The organism is Martinezella sp. CNPSo 3732 (assembly GCF_057784515.1).
Map to the genome: position 1 here is coordinate 80,136 of NZ_JBXSOO010000012.1, position 17,948 is coordinate 98,083.

Here is a 17,948-nt window from a genome sequence, read left to right on the forward strand (position 1 = left end):
ACGGGGAGAGGGCTAGGGTGAGGGGGTGGCGCACCAAAGAATCGATCTCCATCACCCCATCTTCCCCGGATTGAAAATCCCCGCCGGATCGAATTTTTCCTTCACGCGCGCCGAAAGCAGCGCCACTGCTTCAGGTTGCGGCTGGAAGGCCGATGTCATTGCGCGGTGAGCCGGGGTGGCTCGCATCAAGGTCGCATGCCCGCCGCCGAGCGCATGAATATAGCGCCTCAGCATGTTGCCTTCGGGTTCTGCTTCCATGCGCATCCAGACAAGACCACCCTGCCAATCGTAATAGGCATCTACGCCTTCTTCCAGGCGAAGAGCCGCAACGAGCTGATGGCCCATGCTGGGGGCGACGGACACCCGCCAGATCGGGCGCATCGTCCCATCCGCATAGGGCTTTACATTGCGGATTTCGCGCCAGAGCCTGCGGCTGTCCTCCTCCTCGAGACGCTTCACCGATCCGAGCCGGCCCATGGCAGCCCCGAGCTTTTCACCCCGGACTGCGACGGAGCGGGGAAGACCTTCGATGCGCAACACCGTCGCCTCGCCTTGCGGCAGCTTGCCGTTGAGAAAGGACCAGGCGACCGTTAGCGGTAGATGGGCGGCGCCCGATACTTCGAGCGGCAGGGCCATGGCGGCGGCCATCGCATTGGCAGCTTCGGCATCGTTGAGACCGGAGAGGACAATCGTCTCCTCGGTCTTCGGCTTCGGCGGCACACGGAACGTTACTTCGGTCAGAAGGCCGAGCGTACCGTGTGAGCCGGCCATCAGCTTGACCAGATCGAGACCGGTGACATTCTTCATCACCCTCCCCCCGGCCTTGACGATCTCGCCCTTGCCATTGACGAAACGGACGCCGAGCAGGCTATCGCGCGCCGCACCACTGACGAAACGGCGCGGGCCGGAGACATTGGCTGCGAAAATGCCGCCGATCGTCGGCTCACCTTCGGTTGCCATCAGCGGCCTATGATCCATCGGCTCGAAGGCCATCATCTGACCAGCCTCGGCAAGAGCCGCCTCGATCTCCGCAGCCGGCGTGCCGGTGCGGGCCGTCATCACCATCTCACCCGGATTGTAGGCGACGATGCCGGTCAGGCCACGTGACGAGAGCACCGCTTCCGACGCGACCGCATTGCCGAAGCCGGATCGCGTGTTGCCGCCGACGATCGCCAGAGCTGCGCCGCGTGCCGTATGATCGCCAATGATGGAGGCGGCTTCCTCCTCGGTTCTCGGATGAAACTCGGTCATGCGGCGTTGCGTCCGTCGAGCGGGAAGACTTTGGAAGGATTGAGGATCCAGCCGGGATCGAAGGCCGCGCGCACCGACATCATCTGGGCGAGATCGACATCGGCATATTGGTGGCGCATCAGGTCGCGTTTTTCGATGCCGACGCCATGCTCGCCGGTGAGACAACCGCCGGCATCGACGCAGAGGCGCAGGATATCGTTGCCGGCTGCTTCCGCCTTGGCTGCCTCGTCAGGGTCATTGGCATTGAAGAGGATCAGTGGATGCATGTTGCCATCGCCGGCATGGAAGACATTGGCGACACGCAGACCGTAACCGTCGACGATCTCGCCTGTCTTCTTCAGCACATAAGAGAGCTGACTAAGCGGCACAGTGCCGTCCATGCAGATGTAATCGGCAATGCGGCCCGTCGCGCCGAAGGCCGACTTCCGGCCTTTCCAGATCAAGGCCGCTTCCGTCGCCGACTGGCATTCGCGCACCGTCTTGACCTTGTGAGTGCGGGCGATGGCAACGATGCTAGCGAGCATATCGTCCATTTCCGCCTCGGAGCCTTCGACTTCGATGATCAGCAGAGCCTCGACATCAAGGGGGTAACCGGCCTTGGCGAAGGCTTCGCAGATCTCGATTGCCGGCTTGTCCATGAATTCGATCGCGACAGGCACGATGCCGGCAGCGATGACATCGGCGACGCAGGCGCCCGCCTCCTCGGAACTGTCGAAACCGAAGAGCACCGGCCGGGCGCCTTCCGGCTTGGCGATGAGCCGCACCGTTGCCTCGGTGACGATGCCGAGCTGGCCTTCCGAGCCGCAGACGAGGCCAAGCAGATCGTAGCCCGCCGCATCGAGTGGCTTGCCGCCAAGATCGATGACGGTGCCGTCGGTCAGCACCAGCTTGACGCCGAGGAGATTGTTGGTCGTGACGCCGTATTTCAGACAATGGGCGCCGCCGGAATTCATGCCGATATTGCCGCCGATGGTGCAGGCAAGCTGCGAACTCGGGTCGGGCGCATAGAAGAAGCCATCGGCCGAGACGCTTTCCGAAACATGGAGGTTCGTCACCCCCGCCTGCACGGTCGCGGTGCGATTGGCATAATCGATATCGAGGATGCGGTTCATCTTGGAGAGGCCGAGAACGACGGCATCCTCCTGCGGTATCGCGCCGCCGGAAAGCGACGTGCCGGCGCCGCGCGGCACGACGGGAATGCCGTAGCGATGGCAATATTTCATGACGGCCGCGACTTCCGCCGTCGAGCGCGGCAGGGCGACGGCAAGCGGCAGACGGCGATAGGACACGAAGGCGTCGGTTTCGAAGGGCACGAGCTCACGCGCCTCGTGGATCAAACATTCGGGAGCCAGGAGATCGGCGAGATCGGCAACGATCGCGCTGCGGCGCGCCAGAACATCCGCACGCGGCTCCAGAAATGAAATGGCCTCGGCCATGCCGTCCTCCTCCTGCATCCCGTCGGATACAGCCCCTTTTAGCGCATTACAGGCTTAGCGCTTTCCCAAGTTTGGAGCAAATGATAAGCACTTATTCCAAAACAGGAAATAATTCTGCATGACCAATTTAGGGGATCTCGAAATCTTCGCCAGCGTCGTTGCGACCGGCAGCATGTCGCTGACGGGCCGTGCTCTCGGTTTTTCGCCGGCCGTCATTTCCAAGCGCATCAAACGCCTGGAAGACAGGCTCGGCACACGGCTCCTGCAGCGCACGACGCGGCAGATTTCGCTGACGGAAGCGGGCCAGGGCTTCTACGACCGCGTGCTCGCCATTCTCGCCAGGCTGGAAGAGGCGGAAGCCTATATTGCCGGACGCTCCTCGCAGATGCACGGCACGCTGAAAATCTCGGCCCCGACATCCTTCGGCCGGCTGCATATCGCGCCGCATCTGAAATCCTTCATGCAGGCCCATCCCGAACTGGCACTCAACCTCGTGCTCAGCGACGAATTCGTGGATATCGTCGGCGGCGGCTTCGATCTTGCCATCCGCATTGCCGAACTGACGGATTCCAGTCTCGTCGCGCGCAGGCTGGCCCCCGTACGCCGCGTGCTCTGTGCCTCCCCTGCCTATATCGATGCTCATGGCATGCCCGAGGATATCGACGATCTGCGCCGGCATATCTGCCTGCCCGCGCACAATCTCGATCCGTGGCGGTTGGAGGGGCCGAAAGGCAGCCTGATCTTTCGGCCGGAAGGCAGGCTCATTACCAATTCCAGCGAAGTCGTGCGCGAAGCCGTCATTGCCGGCCTCGGCATTGCGCTGCGCTCGACCTGGGATATCGGGGGGGAATTGCGGGACGGCCGCCTCGTTCAGGTGCTGCCGGCCTATGAAGGATCGCACAATGTGACACTGTCGGCCGTTTACCCCAGCCGGCAGTTCCTGCCGGCGAAAGTGCGCGTCTTCATCGATTTTCTCGCGGAACTTTACGGCCCTGTTCCCTATTGGGAGCGATAGAGCCACCTGGAGGCTTGAGGAGACCGTCATCATGTCCGCACTTGAGACCATCCGTTCCGATCTCGCTCCGAATTCGAAGACCCGCTTCACCGTGACGCTTGGCGATATCACGACGCTCAAGGTCGATGCGATCGTCAATGCGGCCAATAGCAGCCTGCTCGGCGGCGGTGGCGTGGACGGGGCAATCCATCGCGCCGCCGGGCCGGATCTCCTGGCGGAATGCCGGACGCTGAATGGTTGCAAGACCGGGCAGGCAAAGATAACGGGCGGATATCGCCTGCCGGCAAAACATGTAATCCATACGGTTGGCCCCGTCTGGAATGGCGGAAACCATGGCGAAGAAGAGCTGCTTGCCGACTGCTATCGCAACAGCCTCAACCTTGCCCGGCAACACGATCTGAAGACCATCGCCTTTCCTGCCATTTCCACCGGCGTCTATCGCTTTCCCGCCGAGCAGGCGGCGAGGATCGCGATCCGCACTACCCTTGCCGAAAGCAAGGATGGCGCCTTCGATGAAATCATCTTCTGCTGCTTCGGCGACGAGATGGCCGCACTCTACGTCCGATTGCTGCCGCAGGCGCTGTCCGGAGCCTGATGCCTATCGCGCCAGATCGAGATAGGCGGAGGCGACCAGCGCATCGATGTCCGTGGGAACGGGGATGACGCAGGCCTCCTTGCCGAGGCTGCCCTTGGCGACCCTCTCCAGGCATCGCGCCTGCAGGGCAAAGCCGAGATCCATGGATTCGACAGTATTCCCCAGCGGGCGCGGACCGGCCAGATTAGCCATGTGACCGCCGCCGAGAATGTGGAAGGCACGGCCATCTCGAATGCGGACGGTCTCGATCTGCTCAGCTTCGTAGCGATCGACGCCGACGACATCGGGACTGTCGCGGAAGCCTTCGACATCGATCTCATGCGGAAAGTGGCCGCCATTCATCAGGATCGCGCCATCCTTGATCGAGGGCAGATCGGCAACCGTGATGATGTTCGGATAGCCCGTCACAGTGATCAACACATCGGCAGAGCGGATCGCTAATTCACGCAGCGGCGTTGTGAAGCCATCGAGATGAGCTTCGAGTGTGATCACCGGATCGATATCGACGACGCTAACGGCGGCGAATGCGTTGCGGAAGCACGCCGCCGTGCCCTTGCCACAAGCGCCGTAGCCGAAGACGGTCACATGTTTGCCATTGGTGGAACGGTTGGTGAAGCGCAGATAGCTCTCGAACAGACTTTGCCCGACGGCATGCCGGTTTTCGGCGAACTGCTTGATCGGGCTGTCGTTGATGACGAGGATCGGCATGTTGAGCTTGTCGCGCATCGGCATCAGCCGAGTGCGGCCGGATGTGGTTTCCTCCGTGCCGCCGAGCAGGTTGGCATAGGGCCTGTCGGCCGCGCGAGCGAAGAGATCGCCGCCATTGTCGAGCAGCAGGTCCGGCTTTTCCGCCAGGATCGCATCGAGGCTTGCACCATGCTCCTCTGCGTCGCGGGTCTGCGTCGCAAAGACCTTGATGCCCTGAGCGCGCAGATAGTCCACCGTTTCCGGCTGGGTGCTGTTGAGATTGCCGGTGCAGACGAGATCGGCGCCGCCAGCACGCAGCGTCATCAGCAGCGCAACCGTCTTCGGCTCGAGGTGAATGCCGGTGCCGATGGTGAGGCCGGCAAAGGGTTTTGTGTTACGAAATTCCGCTGCCGTAGCGGCCAGCAGACGGCAACTGCGCGCCACCCAGTCGACACGCGAAAGAGAAGAAGACTGATCCATGACACGCTCCTGCCGGCTGGTTCGATGCCGCGATCTGGCATGATCGCAAAGGAGGTGTCGATGGACATTGCAATGCGCTGCATGGCAGAGAATCTGCCATGTCGATGCGCTTCGTTTTGATGTTTTGCTAAGCCGGTTCGGCCCCTGCCTCGCTTAGCCAATCCGCCATTCGTACCAACGCCGGGTCCTTCACATCGCTGCTGCGAATGCTGAGGCTGTAGCCTGCCGGCCTACGGATGAAGCCGAAGGGAGCAACCAGAGTACCACGATCGATATCCTCACCGACGGCGGCGCGTGGCGCGATGGCAACCCCGAGGCCCGAGCGGGCGGCGCCGATCGCGAGCAGCAGGTCTTCGAATTCGCGATTGCCGGCAAAACGGATGGGGGCGCGACCGCTTTCGGCAAACCAATCCTCCCACAGGCTCGGGGCGGAACGGCTGGCAAGGCCGATGGCTCCGGCAAGTGCCGAAACCCTATTGGCAAGCCCGAGACGATCGGCGATATCTGGCGTTGTGACGGGACCGAACTCATCCTCCATGAAACGAATGGCCGTGATATCGCGCATCGGCCGGTATTCGCCCCCCATGATGACCGCTTCCAGGTCGGGGCGCTTGGCAAGCGGCTCAACGATTGCCATCGGCACGATATCGATATCGATATCCTGAAGGACCGTCTGAAGCGCGGCGAGGCGCGGCATCAGCCACCAGACGGCAAAGGCCGAGGGAACGCCGAGCCGGATCGACCGCCGTTCGCCGCCGGAAAGTTCGGCGGAGGCCCGCGTCAGGATGCCAAAGGCGACGCCAACGGAATCGGCGAATGCCCGGCCCTTCGCTGTCAGCACCAGCCGGCCATTCTCCCGGTCGAACAGGGGTACGCCAAAATGTGCCTCCAGCAGGTTCAGCTGCTGCCTGATAGCCCCGCGCACGACGCCAAGCTCATCAGCCGCCTTCAAAATGCTACCGCAGCGCGCCACCGCATCGAAGGCACGCAGCGCGTTCAAAGGCGGCAGGCGTCGAGGCGGGGTGCGTCCGGACATAATAAATTTTTTCTCTCTTTCCAAAACGATAGCAGCCACATCCAAGCAATTGCGCCATCTGCGGCACGAAAATGCTGTTGAATGTCGCTTTCAGCACAATCGCCGGCGAATATCAGAAGACAAATCCTCGCATTTTTATCTATGCAGCACTCAATAATTTTGTGGGGAAATACCATATAGCCTTATATGGCGCGCAAATTTTTTCCACACCATGATAATATAGATTCCAGCCTTCACTCCAACTCTCAAAGGTGAACCGACAATTGGCCTTTCTCAGCCGCATAGCAAATGATGTGCAACTCATGTTTCGGCGTCCGCCGCGACAGCAATATGCTGCGCTTTGTTATCGGGTGAAAAAGAAAACCGGTCATTTTGAGATGTTGTTGCTGACCAGCCGCGACACCGGTCGCTGGGTCATCCCCAAGGGATGGCCGATGCCGGGCAAGCTCTCCCACGAGGTCGCTGCCCGCGAAGCCTATGAAGAGGCAGGCGTGCGTGGCGTGGTGGAAACCGAGCCGCTCGGCTCGTTCGGCTACGACAAGGTGTTGAAGGACGGCATTCAGGTGCCATGCAGGGTGCAGGTCTACGCCCTCGAGGTCAGTGAACTTGTCAAGAACTTCAAGGAAAAGGGTGAGCGCTCCATGGAGTGGGTCTCCTTCGAGGAAGCCGCCGAACGTGTTCGCGAACCGGAGCTGCACGACCTCATTCTTGCCTTCGCGCAGCGGATGACGGCAGCTCCCCCTGCAATCCAGGCGAAATAAGCCACATTCGTCACAAAAAACTGTGCCAGTGTGCATGGCGGATATTGCGCGCCTCATCGGTCAGCGCAATACGAGAGTTTTGACCCAGAGAATTGCATGCCCGACCGACCGGCCACACCTGTAAAAAGGACGCTCGACAAGGACCTCGACAAATTCACCTATGTCGAGGACGCGACCCATCACGTCACGAGGCGTCTGGTGGCGCCGGGCATCGGCCTGATCTTTCTCGGCCTCGCCATGGTCTTTGCCGGTATCTACGTGCTCGACCAGCCGGGGGCGACCCTTATCTTTGCTGCGGTGGCGCTTGCAGGCTACATGGCCATGAATATCGGCGCCAAGGACGTTGCGAACAATGTCGGCGCCGCCGTCGGTGCGCGTGCGATCACCATGACGCAAGCCCTCGTCATGGCGGCTATTTTCGAGATTCTCGGGGCGACGATCGCCGGTGGCCCGGTCATCAACACGATCTCGACCCATATCGTCGATACCAACCGCATCATCAGTGTCGGCAAGCTTGCCTGGCTGATGATGGCAGCCCTTCTCGCAGCAGCGCTCTGGATCAATTTCGCCACCTGGCGGAAGGCGCCCGTTTCGACCACGCATACGATCGTCGGCGCCGTTGTCGGCGCAGGTGCAGCCGCAGTCGGCCCGGAACTGGTGAACTGGAACACGCTGGCAGCCATTTCCGCAGGCTGGGTTGTAACACCCTTTCTCGGCGGCACCATCGCCGCCGGCATCCTCTACTTCATTGAGACCTGCATCATCTATCGCGATGACAAGATTGCCGCCGCCAGATACTGGATTCCCATCCTGATCGGACTGATGGCCGGTGCCTTTTCGGGCTATCTCGTGGTCCAGCTCGAACCTAAAGGCACGATACCCAATATCGTCAATCTGGCGATCGGCCTCGGGGTCGGCATCATCGCCTGGTTAGGCGCGCGGCCGCTGGTCAAGGCGCAGTCGGTCGGGCTTGAAAACAAGAACAGCTCGCTGCGCAAGCTTTTCCGCCTGCCGCTGATCTGTTCGGCAGCCCTGATGTCCTTCGCGCATGGCGCCAACGACGTTGCCAACGCCATCGGGCCGCTGGCCGCGATCGTCCGCGATATCGGACTTGGCGGTTCGCTGAACGTCCTCGCTGAAACGACGACCCAAAAGGCTCCCTTCTGGGTGGTCATGATCGGCGGCTGCGGCATTTCCGTCGGCGTTCTGCTCTACGGGCCACGGCTCATTCGTCTTCTCGGCGAGCAGATCACCAAACTCAATCCGATGCGGGCCTATTGCGTCGCCGTGTCCGCGGCCCTCACCGTCATCGTGGCCGCCTGGTTCGGTTTCCCGGTGAGTTCGACCCACATTACCGTTGGCGCAGTCTTCGGCGTCGGCTTCTTTCGCGAGTGGTCAACCGTCCGTTCCAGGCGGCGATTTGACTATATGCGCAAGAAGGCCGAGGCGGCGGGCATACCCTGGAGCGAGCCGGAAGCCACCGATGAGCGCAATCCCGATGAGGTTCATCGCCGCCGGCTCGTGCGCCGCTCGCATTTCATGACCATCATCGCCGCATGGGCGATCACCGTGCCGGTCGCAGCCCTGCTTGCCGCCATCGTTTATTGGGTTATGGTCGCGCTCTTCATTTAGAGCGGTTCGGTTCCCACCGGGTCATCGAACCGCTCTATCTCATTATTCTAAGCAATTCCGGGGATCATCCATGCGCGCCAATTTCCGCATGCAGCGGCTGTTTGTGACATCAAACATCAAGGCAGGTGCACCCATCGAGGCGGACCATGACCAGTTCAACTATCTCGCCAACGTGCTGCGCATGGAGGATGGCGCCGAACTCCTGATCTTCAACGGCCGCGACGGCGAGTGGAAAGCCGGCGTTTCCTTCCCGACACGTAAGCGCATTCTGCTGACGCCGCTGGAGGAAACGCGGCCGCAGCCTGCCCCGTCCGATTTGCATTATCTCTTCGCGCCGCTGAAGGTTGGGCGCCTCGACTACCTCGTTCAAAAGGCGGTGGAGATGGGTGCCGGCCTGCTGCAGCCGGTCATGACACAGCATGTGCAAGGGAAGATCACCAATCTCGACAAGGTCAGGGCCAACGTCATCGAGGCTGCCGAGCAATGCGGCATTCTCGGCATTCCCGACGTCGCCGAGCCGGTGAAGCTTACCGATCTGCTGGCAAGCTGGCCGCGAGAGCGCCGCATCATCTACTGCGACGAGGGCGATGCCGGCCAGAATCCGCTGCCGTTGCTGACCAAAGTGAAGGAGAAACATCTGGCGCTGCTGGTCGGCCCCGAAGGCGGCTTTTCGGAAGAGGAGCGTGCCCTCCTGCGCAGCCTCGATTTCGTCACCGCCATTCCGCTCGGGCCGCGCATCCTGCGCGCCGATACGGCCGCCGTTGCCGCCATGGCGGTAATCCAAGCCGCAATCGGCGACTGGAACTGACCCTTTACTCCAAGACGGCGACGACGGTCGCAACGACCAGCAGGATTGCGAGCGAGATGTTGACGATCCGCGAGATATTCGGATCTTGAAGAAAACGGGACAGCGAAGCGCCGACGAGAAGCCACACCATATGGATGGCGACGATCATGACCGTCAGCAGCGCAATCTTGGCGGTAGCGTCGAGCAGCCTCTGATCCTGAAACAGGCTGACGCCGGCAAAGACGGCGGCGATCGCCAGGTAGGCCTTGGGATTGGCGACGGCAAGCAGGAACCCGCCGGAAAAGGCAGGCGCCACGACCTGATCGTCGCGGCGGGACAGCGGCGGCGCCGTGGCGATCTTGAAGGCGAGATAGAGGATATAGACGGCGGAAACCACCGTCAGCAGCAATGCGCCGTGCGGCACGGACAGCAGGATCGCAACGACGCCGGCGGCGACGGCTAGCAAAACCGACACGGTGCCTGCGATGAGACCGGAGACGTAAGCGAGCGACCGCCTGAAACCATAAGCGGCGCCCATTGCTGTCGCGCTGATCGTGGACGGGCCTGGGCTGCCCATGATGACCACCGAAGCAAGCAGCAGTGTCAGTATGGAATAGTAAAGGGCATTGGGACCGTTCATCGATATGCTCCGCTTGATGTCAATGGAAGCAAAACTAGCGGCGTGAATAGAGAGGCGTCTTGAACGCTTGTGCAAATATGCTTGTGCCTGCCACTGGCGTGATGCACTTGCGAGACATAAAATCCTATTTTTTTGAACGACCCTTGAAAGAAATTCACTTGCGCCGTACGTCAATCCGCGTCAATCACCCTCCTATTGACCTGCGGCTGGCGCGGGTTCTTCTCCGAGATCTAAGGTAATACCATGGCGCGCGACACCACCGACCAGACCCCGCTCTCCTCGGTCTCGGAAATGACAGCCTATCTGGCTGCCGGCAACAAGCCGAAGGAGAAATTCCGCATCGGCACCGAGCACGAGAAATTCGTGTTCTTCCGCGCCGACAACAGCCCAGTCCCCTATTTTGGTGAGGCCAGCATTTCCGCGCTCTTGAAGGGGCTGCAGGCAAAGTGCGGCTGGGATCCGATCATGGACGGCGACAACATCATCGGGCTAGGCGAACCCACAGGCATGGGCGCGATCTCGATCGAGCCGGGCGGTCAGTTCGAGCTTTCCGGCGCGCCGCTCGAAACTATCCACCAGACCTGCAAGGAATCCAACAATCATCTGGCGGCGGTGCGCGAGATCGCCGAACCGATGGGCATCCGTTTCCTCGGTGTCGGCGGCAGCCCGAAGTGGACCCTTGCCGAAACGCCGCGCATGCCGAAATCGCGCTACGATATCATGACCCGCTACATGCCGAAGGTCGGCACCATGGGTCTCGACATGATGTACCGCACGTGCACGATCCAGGTGAACCTCGACTTCTCGTCGGAAGCCGACATGCGCCGCAAGATGCGCGTTTCGATGAAGCTGCAGTCGCTGGCAACGGCGCTTTTCGCCTCCTCTCCCTTCACCGAGGGCAAGCCGAACGGGCTTTCCTCCTGGCGTGGCGAAATCTGGAAAGATACCGACAACCGCCGCGGGGGCCTGCTCGACTTCACCTTCCGCGACGATTTCGGCTTCGAAGACTATGTGAAGTGGGCGCTCGACGTTCCCATGTATTTCGTCGTTCGCGACGGCCGTTATCACGACTGTACCCATGTCACTTTCCGTCAGTTCATGGATGGAGCGCTGAAGGGCGAAATCACCGATTGGCAACCGACGATGGGCGATTGGACGAACCATCTCTCCACCCTCTTCCCGGATGTTCGCCTCAAGCGCTTCCTCGAAATGCGCGGCGCAGATGGTGGCCCGTGGCGCCGCATCTGTGCGTTGCCGGCCTTCTGGGTTGGCCTGCTCTATGACGATGAGGCGCTGACGGCCGCCGACGAGCTGACCAAGGACTGGAACTTCCAGGAGGTCAACGCACTGCGCGATGTCGTTCCGGCACAGGGCCTGAAGGCTTCCATCAAGGGCCACGGTCTGCTTGATATTGCACGCGAAGTGATCGGCATTTCCCGCCTTGGCCTGAAGAACCGCAATCGCTTGAATGGCGACGGCCAGGACGAAACCGTCTTCCTTTCGCCGCTCGACGAGGTGCTTGCCAAGAAGGGCACGCTCGCTGACGATCTGCTGATGCTCTACAATGGCCGCTGGAACCAGTCGGTCGAGCCGATCTTCGAGGAATATCAGTACTGATAGGCGATTGGCTGCTGTCATTAGCCGGTCAAGCCGGAACAGAAACCGGTAGGCGCACCCTTTTTTCCCGCTATACTGCTGCAAGCAAGCGCCGCGTGATTCCGAAGCGGCCTCATAGCGGGGAAAGGGACTTCGATGCTGCCACTCTTCGACATGATGATGCAGGCACAGAATGGCGCCGCCACGGAGGCCATGGCCAAGCAGTTCAATCTGGCGCAGGAGCAGGCGACGAAAGCGATGGCCGCGCTGATGCCGGCCTTTTCCTCCGGCTTTAAGCGCAGCGCCACCGATCCCTATAATTTCATGGGCGTGATGCAGGACATCAGCTCCGGCAACTACGCCAAATATTTCGAAGACATGACCAGGGCCTTTACGCCCGAGGGCGTTGCCGACGGCAATGCGGTGCTCGGACGACTGTTCGGTTCGAAGGACGTGTCGCGTGCGATTGCCGCACAGGCCGCGCAGATGACCGGCATCGGTCAGGAAATCTACAAGCGCATGTTGCCCGCCATGGCCGATACGCTGATGGGCGGCCTGTTCAAGGAAACCAGCGGCCAGATCCCACAAATGGCCAATCCCTTCCTCAACACCGATATGGGCGAGATGATGCAGGGCTGGCTGCAGAGCATCGGCTTTGCGCCCAAACAACAGCCCACGCCGCAGGCAAGCATCTTCGACAATCCCTTCACCCAGGCGATGGAGCTGATGTTCGGTGCCGATGCGGTCAAGCGCGAGAAGCCGGCGCCGACCAATCCTTTCCTCGACAATCCCTTTGCCAAAGCGTTCCAGGACATGATGAAGAACTTCCCGATGCCGGCAGAGCCGCCGAAGGAAGAGCCGAAGACCAAGCCTGCCGCCGGCATCGACATGGCGGCCTATACCGAGATGTTCAACGCCATGTTCGACAGCGGCCTCGAAGTGCAGAAGAATTACCAAAAGAACATGGAAGCGATCTTCGACAGCTACATGCAGAGTGGGGACAAGCCGGCGCCGAAACAGAAGTGACGCTCGAGTAGTCTTATTCCGTTCCATCCACTGTTCGTAATTCCGTACAGGCCGTGCGGATTGCGCCCGATTATCACACACTGCGACTGCGCCTATTTCTTCTTTCATTGTGAAAAGGAGATAGCCATGTCCAGCATCGATCAATCCGGAAGCTTCGCCCTCGGGGACCACAAGGTCAAACGGCTCGGCTACGGCGCCATGCAGCTTGCAGGCCCCGGCGTGTTCGGCCCGCCGAAGGACCATGACACCGCGCTTGCAGTCCTGCGCGAAGCCATCGCCTCCGGCGTCGACCACATCGACACCAGCGACTTCTACGGTCCGCATGTAACCAACCAGCTGATCCGGGAAGCACTCCATCCCTATCGCGACGATCTTGTCATCGTAACCAAAATCGGCGCGCGGCGCGGCGCGGATGCTTCCTGGCTGCCGGCCTTTTCGCGCGAGGAGCTGACGCAGGCGGTTCATGACAATCTGCGCAACCTGGGACTCGACGTGCTCGATGTCGTCAACCTCCGTATCATGATCAATCCGCATCACCCGACCGAGGGTTCGATCGAGGCGCCACTGACCGCCCTTGCGGAGCTCAAGCGGCTGGGTCTGGTACGTCATATCGGGCTTAGCAACGTCACGCGAAACCAGATCGCCGAAGGGCGCGGGATTACCGAGATCGTCTGCGTGCAGAACCTCTACAATCTGGCGCAGCGCGCGGATGACGCACTAATCGACGATCTTAATAGCGACGGCATCGCCTATGTGCCTTTTTTTCCGCTCGGCGGCTTCACGCCGCTGCAATCCTCGGCGCTTTCCGATGTCGCTGCCCGGCTGAATGCGACGCCCATGCAGGTGGCGCTTGCCTGGCTGCTGCAGCGCGCGCCAAATATCCTGCTCATCCCGGGCACGTCGTCGCTTGCGCATCTCAAGCAGAATATTGCGGCCGCTGAACTCAAGCTGCCGGAGGATGCGATCGCCGAACTCGATCGCATCGCCAGCGCCAGCCGCACCTGACGCTACCCGTCACCGATCCGAGGCGGCTCGGGCAGGCAATTCGAGCCGTCTGTCTATGCCGATATTGTCGAGAAACACCTCGTCGTGGCTGACGACCAGAAGCGCGCCGTCATAGGCGCGAAGGCCCGCTTCGACCGCGGCAATGGAATCGATATCCAGATGGTTAGTGGGCTCGTCGAGGATCAGCAGCGATGGCGGCACCGTGCCGCCGAGCACGCAGGCAAGCCCGGCGCGCAGAAGCTGTCCGCCGCTCAGACTGGAGACGATCTGCAGCGCGGCATCAGCCCGGAACATGAAGCGCGCCAGGGCAGCTCGGCAGGCATTTTCGTCCGCATCCGGGTTGATCCTGCGGAAATTGTCGCGGATCGACAGCGATGGATCGAGAAGGCTGACCCTTTGGTCCAACAGGGCGGAATGGACGACCCGCACCGTGCCGCTCCAGGGTTTTAGCGCGCCGGAGACCAGCGCCAGCAGTGTCGTTTTGCCCGAGCCGTTCGGCCCGGTGACGGCAACACGCTCCGGCCCCGTCATGATGAAATTGAAGTCGCGCAGGATTGGCCGTTCTGGCTCATAGCCGGCGGTGACGCCTTCCATCTTGAGGACGATCCTGTTTGCCGGCAGCCCCGATGTCGGCAGCTTAACGGTCAGGGGCTGCAGGATCTCGATCTTTTCGCGGGCGGCGGCGGCATCCTGTAAAGCTTGGGCGTGGCGGCGTTCGGCAAGCCGCGTATTCTCCGCGCTTGTCATCTCGGCCCGCTCCTTCAAGCCGCCGAGCATGATGCGCGGAATACCGCCCTTGGCCGCCATCTTACGGCCTGCCTTGTCTCGCCTCGCCTGCCGTTCGACGGCTGCCTGGGCGCTTCTCTCCACTTCGGCGACACGCTTCTCCGCCTCGGCGAAATCACGCTCAGCTGCGGAAAGCTCCAGCGCCTTGCGTTCGCGATATTGGCTCCAGTTGCCGCCATAGCGCGAGGCGCCGAGCGATGTCAGTTCGACGATCGCATCCATGGTATCGAGCAGTTCACGGTCATGGCTGATGACGATGGCGCCTGCCCTCCAGCCCGCAAGCAGATCGATGACAGCAGCGCGGCCGTCGCGATCCAGATTGTTTGTGGGTTCGTCGAGGATCAAGAAATCAGGATCGTCGACGATAAGGGCCGCAAGCCCGCAACGGGTGCGCTGTCCTCCCGACAGGGTCACGAGAGGCGTTTCCGGCGTGACGTCGAGCCCGACACGATCAAGGGCTGCGGCGATGCGCGACTCGAGCGTCCAGTCGGCCAGGGCGAGTTCATCGTTGGTCGCCTCGCCGGCTTCCGCCCGCTTCAGGACGGCAAGGGCTTCGCTTGCGCCAAAAAGATCGGCAACGGTCTCGTCCGCTTCCACCTGCACGCTCTGGCGCAGGATCCCCAATCGGCCGTTGAACGAGATGCTGCCGGATTGCGGCTGCAGTTCGCCGGAGATGAGCTTGATCAGCGTCGTCTTGCCGACGCCGTTGCGTCCGACAAGGCCGGTGCGTTCTGCACCGAAGCTCAGATCGAGATTTGAAAGAAGCGGCCGGCCGTCAGGCGTGGACCACGAAAGATTGGATAGAACGATGGATATGGGCATGAGCAAGAATGTCCTCGATGGCAAGGCTGAACGGCATTGCGGTCGAGGTGGAATCCATTGCTGCACACATCCTGTTGGTATCAACGATGCTCATAAACTAGGCGAGCGGCATCTTCAGTTCAAGTCCTGCGAGTGAAGATGCAGGCATTTCACGCGTTGGCATCGATGGCGTCAAGGAAGTCGATGACACGTTTCCAGGTGAGATCGGCGGCCTTGGCGTCATAATCGGGCAAGCTGGCATCGGTATAGAGATGGCCGCCACGGCCCGGATACCGGAAAATCTCTGCCGCGACGCCGGACTTGGTGACGGCCTGCTGCCAGGCGGCAACGTCTTCCTCTGGTTCGAACGGATCGGGATCGGCCAGATGAAGCTGCAAGGGCAGCCCCTTGCGGGCATTGTCGGCGATGGAGGCAATGCCATGCAGGAACAGGATGCCGGCGGTCTTTTCCCGCTTGGACCAGAGGCTGGCGGCGACGGCGGCGCCCATAGAGAAGCCGGCCAATACGGTCGAGGCCGGCAGCCCGGCCAGCGCCCATTCGGCGCGCTCGCAGATCGTTTCCCAGCCAATCTCGTCCTTGAATTCGAAACCTTCTTCAATGGATCGCGCAATCAGCCGGTCATAGAGATCCGGCGCGAAAGCCTTGTGCCCGGCCGCCTGCGCCCGTTCAACAGCCTCATGCTCAAGCGAGCGCAGACCATAGACGGAATGGAAGAAGATCACCGTTGCCATCGTTGCTTCCCTACTATTCGGATCAGATCGTTAGATAAGACAGTTGCCGCCGGAAGCAACTTGCCCGCGCGTGATCTATGACGGAAGCCGGTGTTCAGAAAGAAAAAACCCGGTGTTGGCCCTTGGGCCGAACACCGGGAAAGAGGCAGGGCTTATTGGCTATCACCCTGCGGGGAAACTATTGCCCGCCATCAGCCTCTAAAGCTGCCGAAGGCGGATAGGCGCGCGCAGCGGCGAGCGGAATTGGTGAGATGGCCCGACGGATCCCCGAAGAAAGTCGAGGTGGTCAGCGCGGCGTTCAAATCCTGCCTGGTGAGGCCGATGTCGCTCAACTGAGCGTCGTTCAGTTCATTCAGATATTCGATTTCCTTACGATTTCGGATTGCGCGCCAGATCGATGCGACATTGCTCAAAGCAAGTACAACGCGTGCCATCAGTGACAGCGATGGCGTTGGCAAACCGAGTCCGAGTGTCCGATCTATCGTGCGCATTTCCATATTCCTTTCCTTGGGGCACGCGCATCAGCCAGGCCCCTTCCCGATCATCCGGAAAAGGGCATAGGCCGGGAGGAGTTCGACAAGAGTTCTGTTCGATTGGTATGCTGAATTGCATTCAGAAGATGCCAAAGCCCTATTGATCAGTCCAACGAATGTTTCTAATGATAACTATCAAACTCCTTTATAGGTGAGCTCATGTCCGCGCCGCTTGATATCGATCAGTTGCAGACCTTCATCGCAATCGTGGATTCCGGCAGCTTCACCAAGGCGGCCGACCGGGTGTTCAAGACGCAATCAGCCGTTTCCATGCAGATGCGCCGGCTGGAAGAGCGCGTCGGCAAGCAACTCTTTATCAAGGATGGCCGCGGCAACCGCCTGACGGCGGAAGGCGACAAGCTGCTGAACTATGCCCGCCGCATTATTCGCCTGAACAACGAGGCCATCGCCGCTTTCGATGACAACCGTCTCGAAGGCACGCTGCGCATCGGCACGCCGGACGATTATGCCGACCGCTACATGCCCGAAATCATCGGCCGTTTTGCCAAGACGCATCCGAATGTCGAGCTCTACATCGTCTGCGAACCCTCGGTCGATCTTGCCGAGCGCATGCATCGCGGCGAGCTCGATATCGCGCTCGTCACCCACAATCCGCGCGAACGCATGTCGGACGTGGTTCGGACGGAGCCGCTCTGCTGGGTCGGCTCGGCCAACCATCCGCTGCGCGACGATGCGCCCATTCCGCTCGCCGTCGGCCGTCGCGACTGTCAGTGGCGCCAGCTCGCCTGCTCGGCACTCGATGCCGGCGGCCGCGACTATCAGATCCTGTTCACCAGCTGGTCCTGCACCGTCGTTGCCGCGGCCGTGCTTGCCGGCATGGCGGTTTCGGTCATGCCGGAATCGGCGCTCAGGACCGGCATGAAAGTGCTGACCCAGGCCGATGGCTTTCCGCCGCTGCCGCCGGTGCAGATCGGGATCATGAAGCGGGCCGGCCTGTCCGTATCGCTGATGAACGCCATCACCGCGCATATCTCGGCCTGCCTGGACAACATCACGCCGGCTGCGGTGGATGACGATCTTGATGGCGAGGTGAAGACCTATACGCGCTTCTATCCCCGACTACGCGCCGGGCACATTCTGCCGGGCTGGTGAAATCGAAGCGCACCAG

17 protein-coding genes are annotated in these 17,948 nt (G+C 61.0%); 9 read left to right on the plus strand and 8 right to left on the minus strand.

The window, feature by feature from the left end; translation table 11 throughout:
* Positions 1–51: 51 nt before the first annotated feature.
* Positions 52–1,251, minus strand: a complete 1,200-nt coding sequence (locus AC13RM_RS19565) for an FAD-binding protein (RefSeq protein ID WP_440479001.1) — start codon at positions 1,249–1,251, stop codon at positions 52–54.
* Complete coding sequence (locus tag AC13RM_RS19570; protein ID WP_374820132.1) at positions 1,248–2,687, minus strand: FAD-binding oxidoreductase; 1,440 nt, start codon at positions 2,685–2,687, stop codon at positions 1,248–1,250. Before AC13RM_RS19570 ends, AC13RM_RS19565 begins: the two co-directional genes overlap by 4 nt.
* A gap of 118 nt (positions 2,688–2,805) precedes the next feature.
* On the opposite strand from AC13RM_RS19570, the gene AC13RM_RS19575 reads away from it, so the two are divergent.
* The gene (locus AC13RM_RS19575) at positions 2,806–3,702 is read left to right on the plus strand and encodes a LysR family transcriptional regulator (protein ID WP_374820130.1); all 897 of its coding nucleotides are present in this window, start codon (positions 2,806–2,808) and stop codon (positions 3,700–3,702) included.
* Positions 3,703–3,733: 31 nt separating this feature from the next.
* Positions 3,734–4,297 (plus strand): O-acetyl-ADP-ribose deacetylase, encoded by a 564-nt coding sequence (locus AC13RM_RS19580; protein WP_374820128.1) that lies wholly within the window; start codon positions 3,734–3,736, stop codon positions 4,295–4,297.
* Between the two features lie 3 nt (positions 4,298–4,300).
* Here the strand turns inward: AC13RM_RS19580 and AC13RM_RS19585 are convergent, their stop codons facing one another.
* Both AC13RM_RS19585 and AC13RM_RS19590 read right to left on the minus strand, forming a co-directional pair.
* Positions 4,301–5,464, minus strand: coding sequence for an adenosylhomocysteinase (locus AC13RM_RS19585; RefSeq protein WP_488555434.1), 1,164 nt, complete (start codon positions 5,462–5,464; stop codon positions 4,301–4,303).
* A gap of 127 nt (positions 5,465–5,591) precedes the next feature.
* A complete protein-coding gene (locus AC13RM_RS19590; protein ID WP_113232125.1) occupies positions 5,592–6,500 on the minus strand; it encodes a LysR substrate-binding domain-containing protein in 909 nt (302 codons plus the stop codon).
* 302 nt (positions 6,501–6,802) lie between these two features.
* Here AC13RM_RS19590 and AC13RM_RS19595 point away from each other — a divergent pair, with 302 nt between their 5' ends.
* The 3 genes from AC13RM_RS19595 to AC13RM_RS19605 all read left to right on the plus strand — a co-directional run bounded on the left by AC13RM_RS19595 (position 6,803) and on the right by AC13RM_RS19605 (position 9,701).
* Positions 6,803–7,261 (plus strand): NUDIX hydrolase, encoded by a 459-nt coding sequence (locus AC13RM_RS19595; protein ID WP_374820124.1) that lies wholly within the window; start codon positions 6,803–6,805, stop codon positions 7,259–7,261.
* Between the two features lie 96 nt (positions 7,262–7,357).
* Positions 7,358–8,893: an inorganic phosphate transporter gene (locus tag AC13RM_RS19600; RefSeq protein WP_113232127.1), complete on the plus strand. Its 1,536-nt coding sequence runs from the start codon at positions 7,358–7,360 to the stop codon at positions 8,891–8,893.
* Between the two features lie 70 nt (positions 8,894–8,963).
* On the plus strand, positions 8,964–9,701 hold the full coding sequence (locus AC13RM_RS19605; RefSeq protein WP_113232128.1) for a 16S rRNA (uracil(1498)-N(3))-methyltransferase: 738 nt from the start codon (positions 8,964–8,966) through the stop codon (positions 9,699–9,701).
* A gap of 4 nt (positions 9,702–9,705) precedes the next feature.
* On the opposite strand, the gene AC13RM_RS19610 is transcribed toward AC13RM_RS19605, so the two are convergent.
* Entirely contained in the window at positions 9,706–10,320 is a 615-nt protein-coding gene (locus AC13RM_RS19610) for a LysE family translocator (RefSeq protein ID WP_113232129.1), read from the minus strand.
* Between the two features lie 243 nt (positions 10,321–10,563).
* Between AC13RM_RS19610 and AC13RM_RS19615 the strand changes: the two genes are divergently transcribed.
* The 3 genes from AC13RM_RS19615 (at position 10,564) to AC13RM_RS19625 (ending at position 13,947) form a co-directional block, all read left to right on the plus strand.
* On the plus strand, positions 10,564–11,937 hold the full coding sequence (locus AC13RM_RS19615; RefSeq protein WP_113232130.1) for a glutamate--cysteine ligase: 1,374 nt from the start codon (positions 10,564–10,566) through the stop codon (positions 11,935–11,937).
* Positions 11,938–12,072: 135 nt separating this feature from the next.
* Entirely contained in the window at positions 12,073–12,942 is an 870-nt protein-coding gene (locus tag AC13RM_RS19620; RefSeq protein ID WP_113232131.1) for a DUF937 domain-containing protein, read from the plus strand.
* A gap of 126 nt (positions 12,943–13,068) precedes the next feature.
* Complete coding sequence (locus tag AC13RM_RS19625) at positions 13,069–13,947, plus strand: aldo/keto reductase family oxidoreductase (protein WP_113232132.1); 879 nt, start codon at positions 13,069–13,071, stop codon at positions 13,945–13,947.
* Positions 13,948–13,956: 9 nt separating this feature from the next.
* Here the strand turns inward: AC13RM_RS19625 and AC13RM_RS19630 are convergent, their stop codons facing one another.
* The 3 genes from AC13RM_RS19630 to AC13RM_RS19640 all read right to left on the minus strand — a co-directional run bounded on the left by AC13RM_RS19630 (position 13,957) and on the right by AC13RM_RS19640 (position 16,777).
* Complete coding sequence (locus tag AC13RM_RS19630) at positions 13,957–15,555, minus strand: ABC-F family ATP-binding cassette domain-containing protein (RefSeq protein WP_488555435.1); 1,599 nt, start codon at positions 15,553–15,555, stop codon at positions 13,957–13,959.
* 149 nt (positions 15,556–15,704) lie between these two features.
* Positions 15,705–16,286, minus strand: coding sequence for a dienelactone hydrolase family protein (locus AC13RM_RS19635; RefSeq protein WP_488555436.1), 582 nt, complete (start codon positions 16,284–16,286; stop codon positions 15,705–15,707).
* A gap of 191 nt (positions 16,287–16,477) precedes the next feature.
* The gene (locus tag AC13RM_RS19640; RefSeq protein ID WP_374820106.1) at positions 16,478–16,777 is read right to left on the minus strand and encodes a DUF1127 domain-containing protein; all 300 of its coding nucleotides are present in this window, start codon (positions 16,775–16,777) and stop codon (positions 16,478–16,480) included.
* A gap of 201 nt (positions 16,778–16,978) precedes the next feature.
* Between AC13RM_RS19640 and AC13RM_RS19645 the strand changes: the two genes are divergently transcribed.
* On the plus strand, positions 16,979–17,932 hold the full coding sequence (locus AC13RM_RS19645) for a LysR substrate-binding domain-containing protein (RefSeq protein ID WP_069612360.1): 954 nt from the start codon (positions 16,979–16,981) through the stop codon (positions 17,930–17,932).
* The last annotated feature ends 16 nt before the right edge of the window (positions 17,933–17,948 follow it).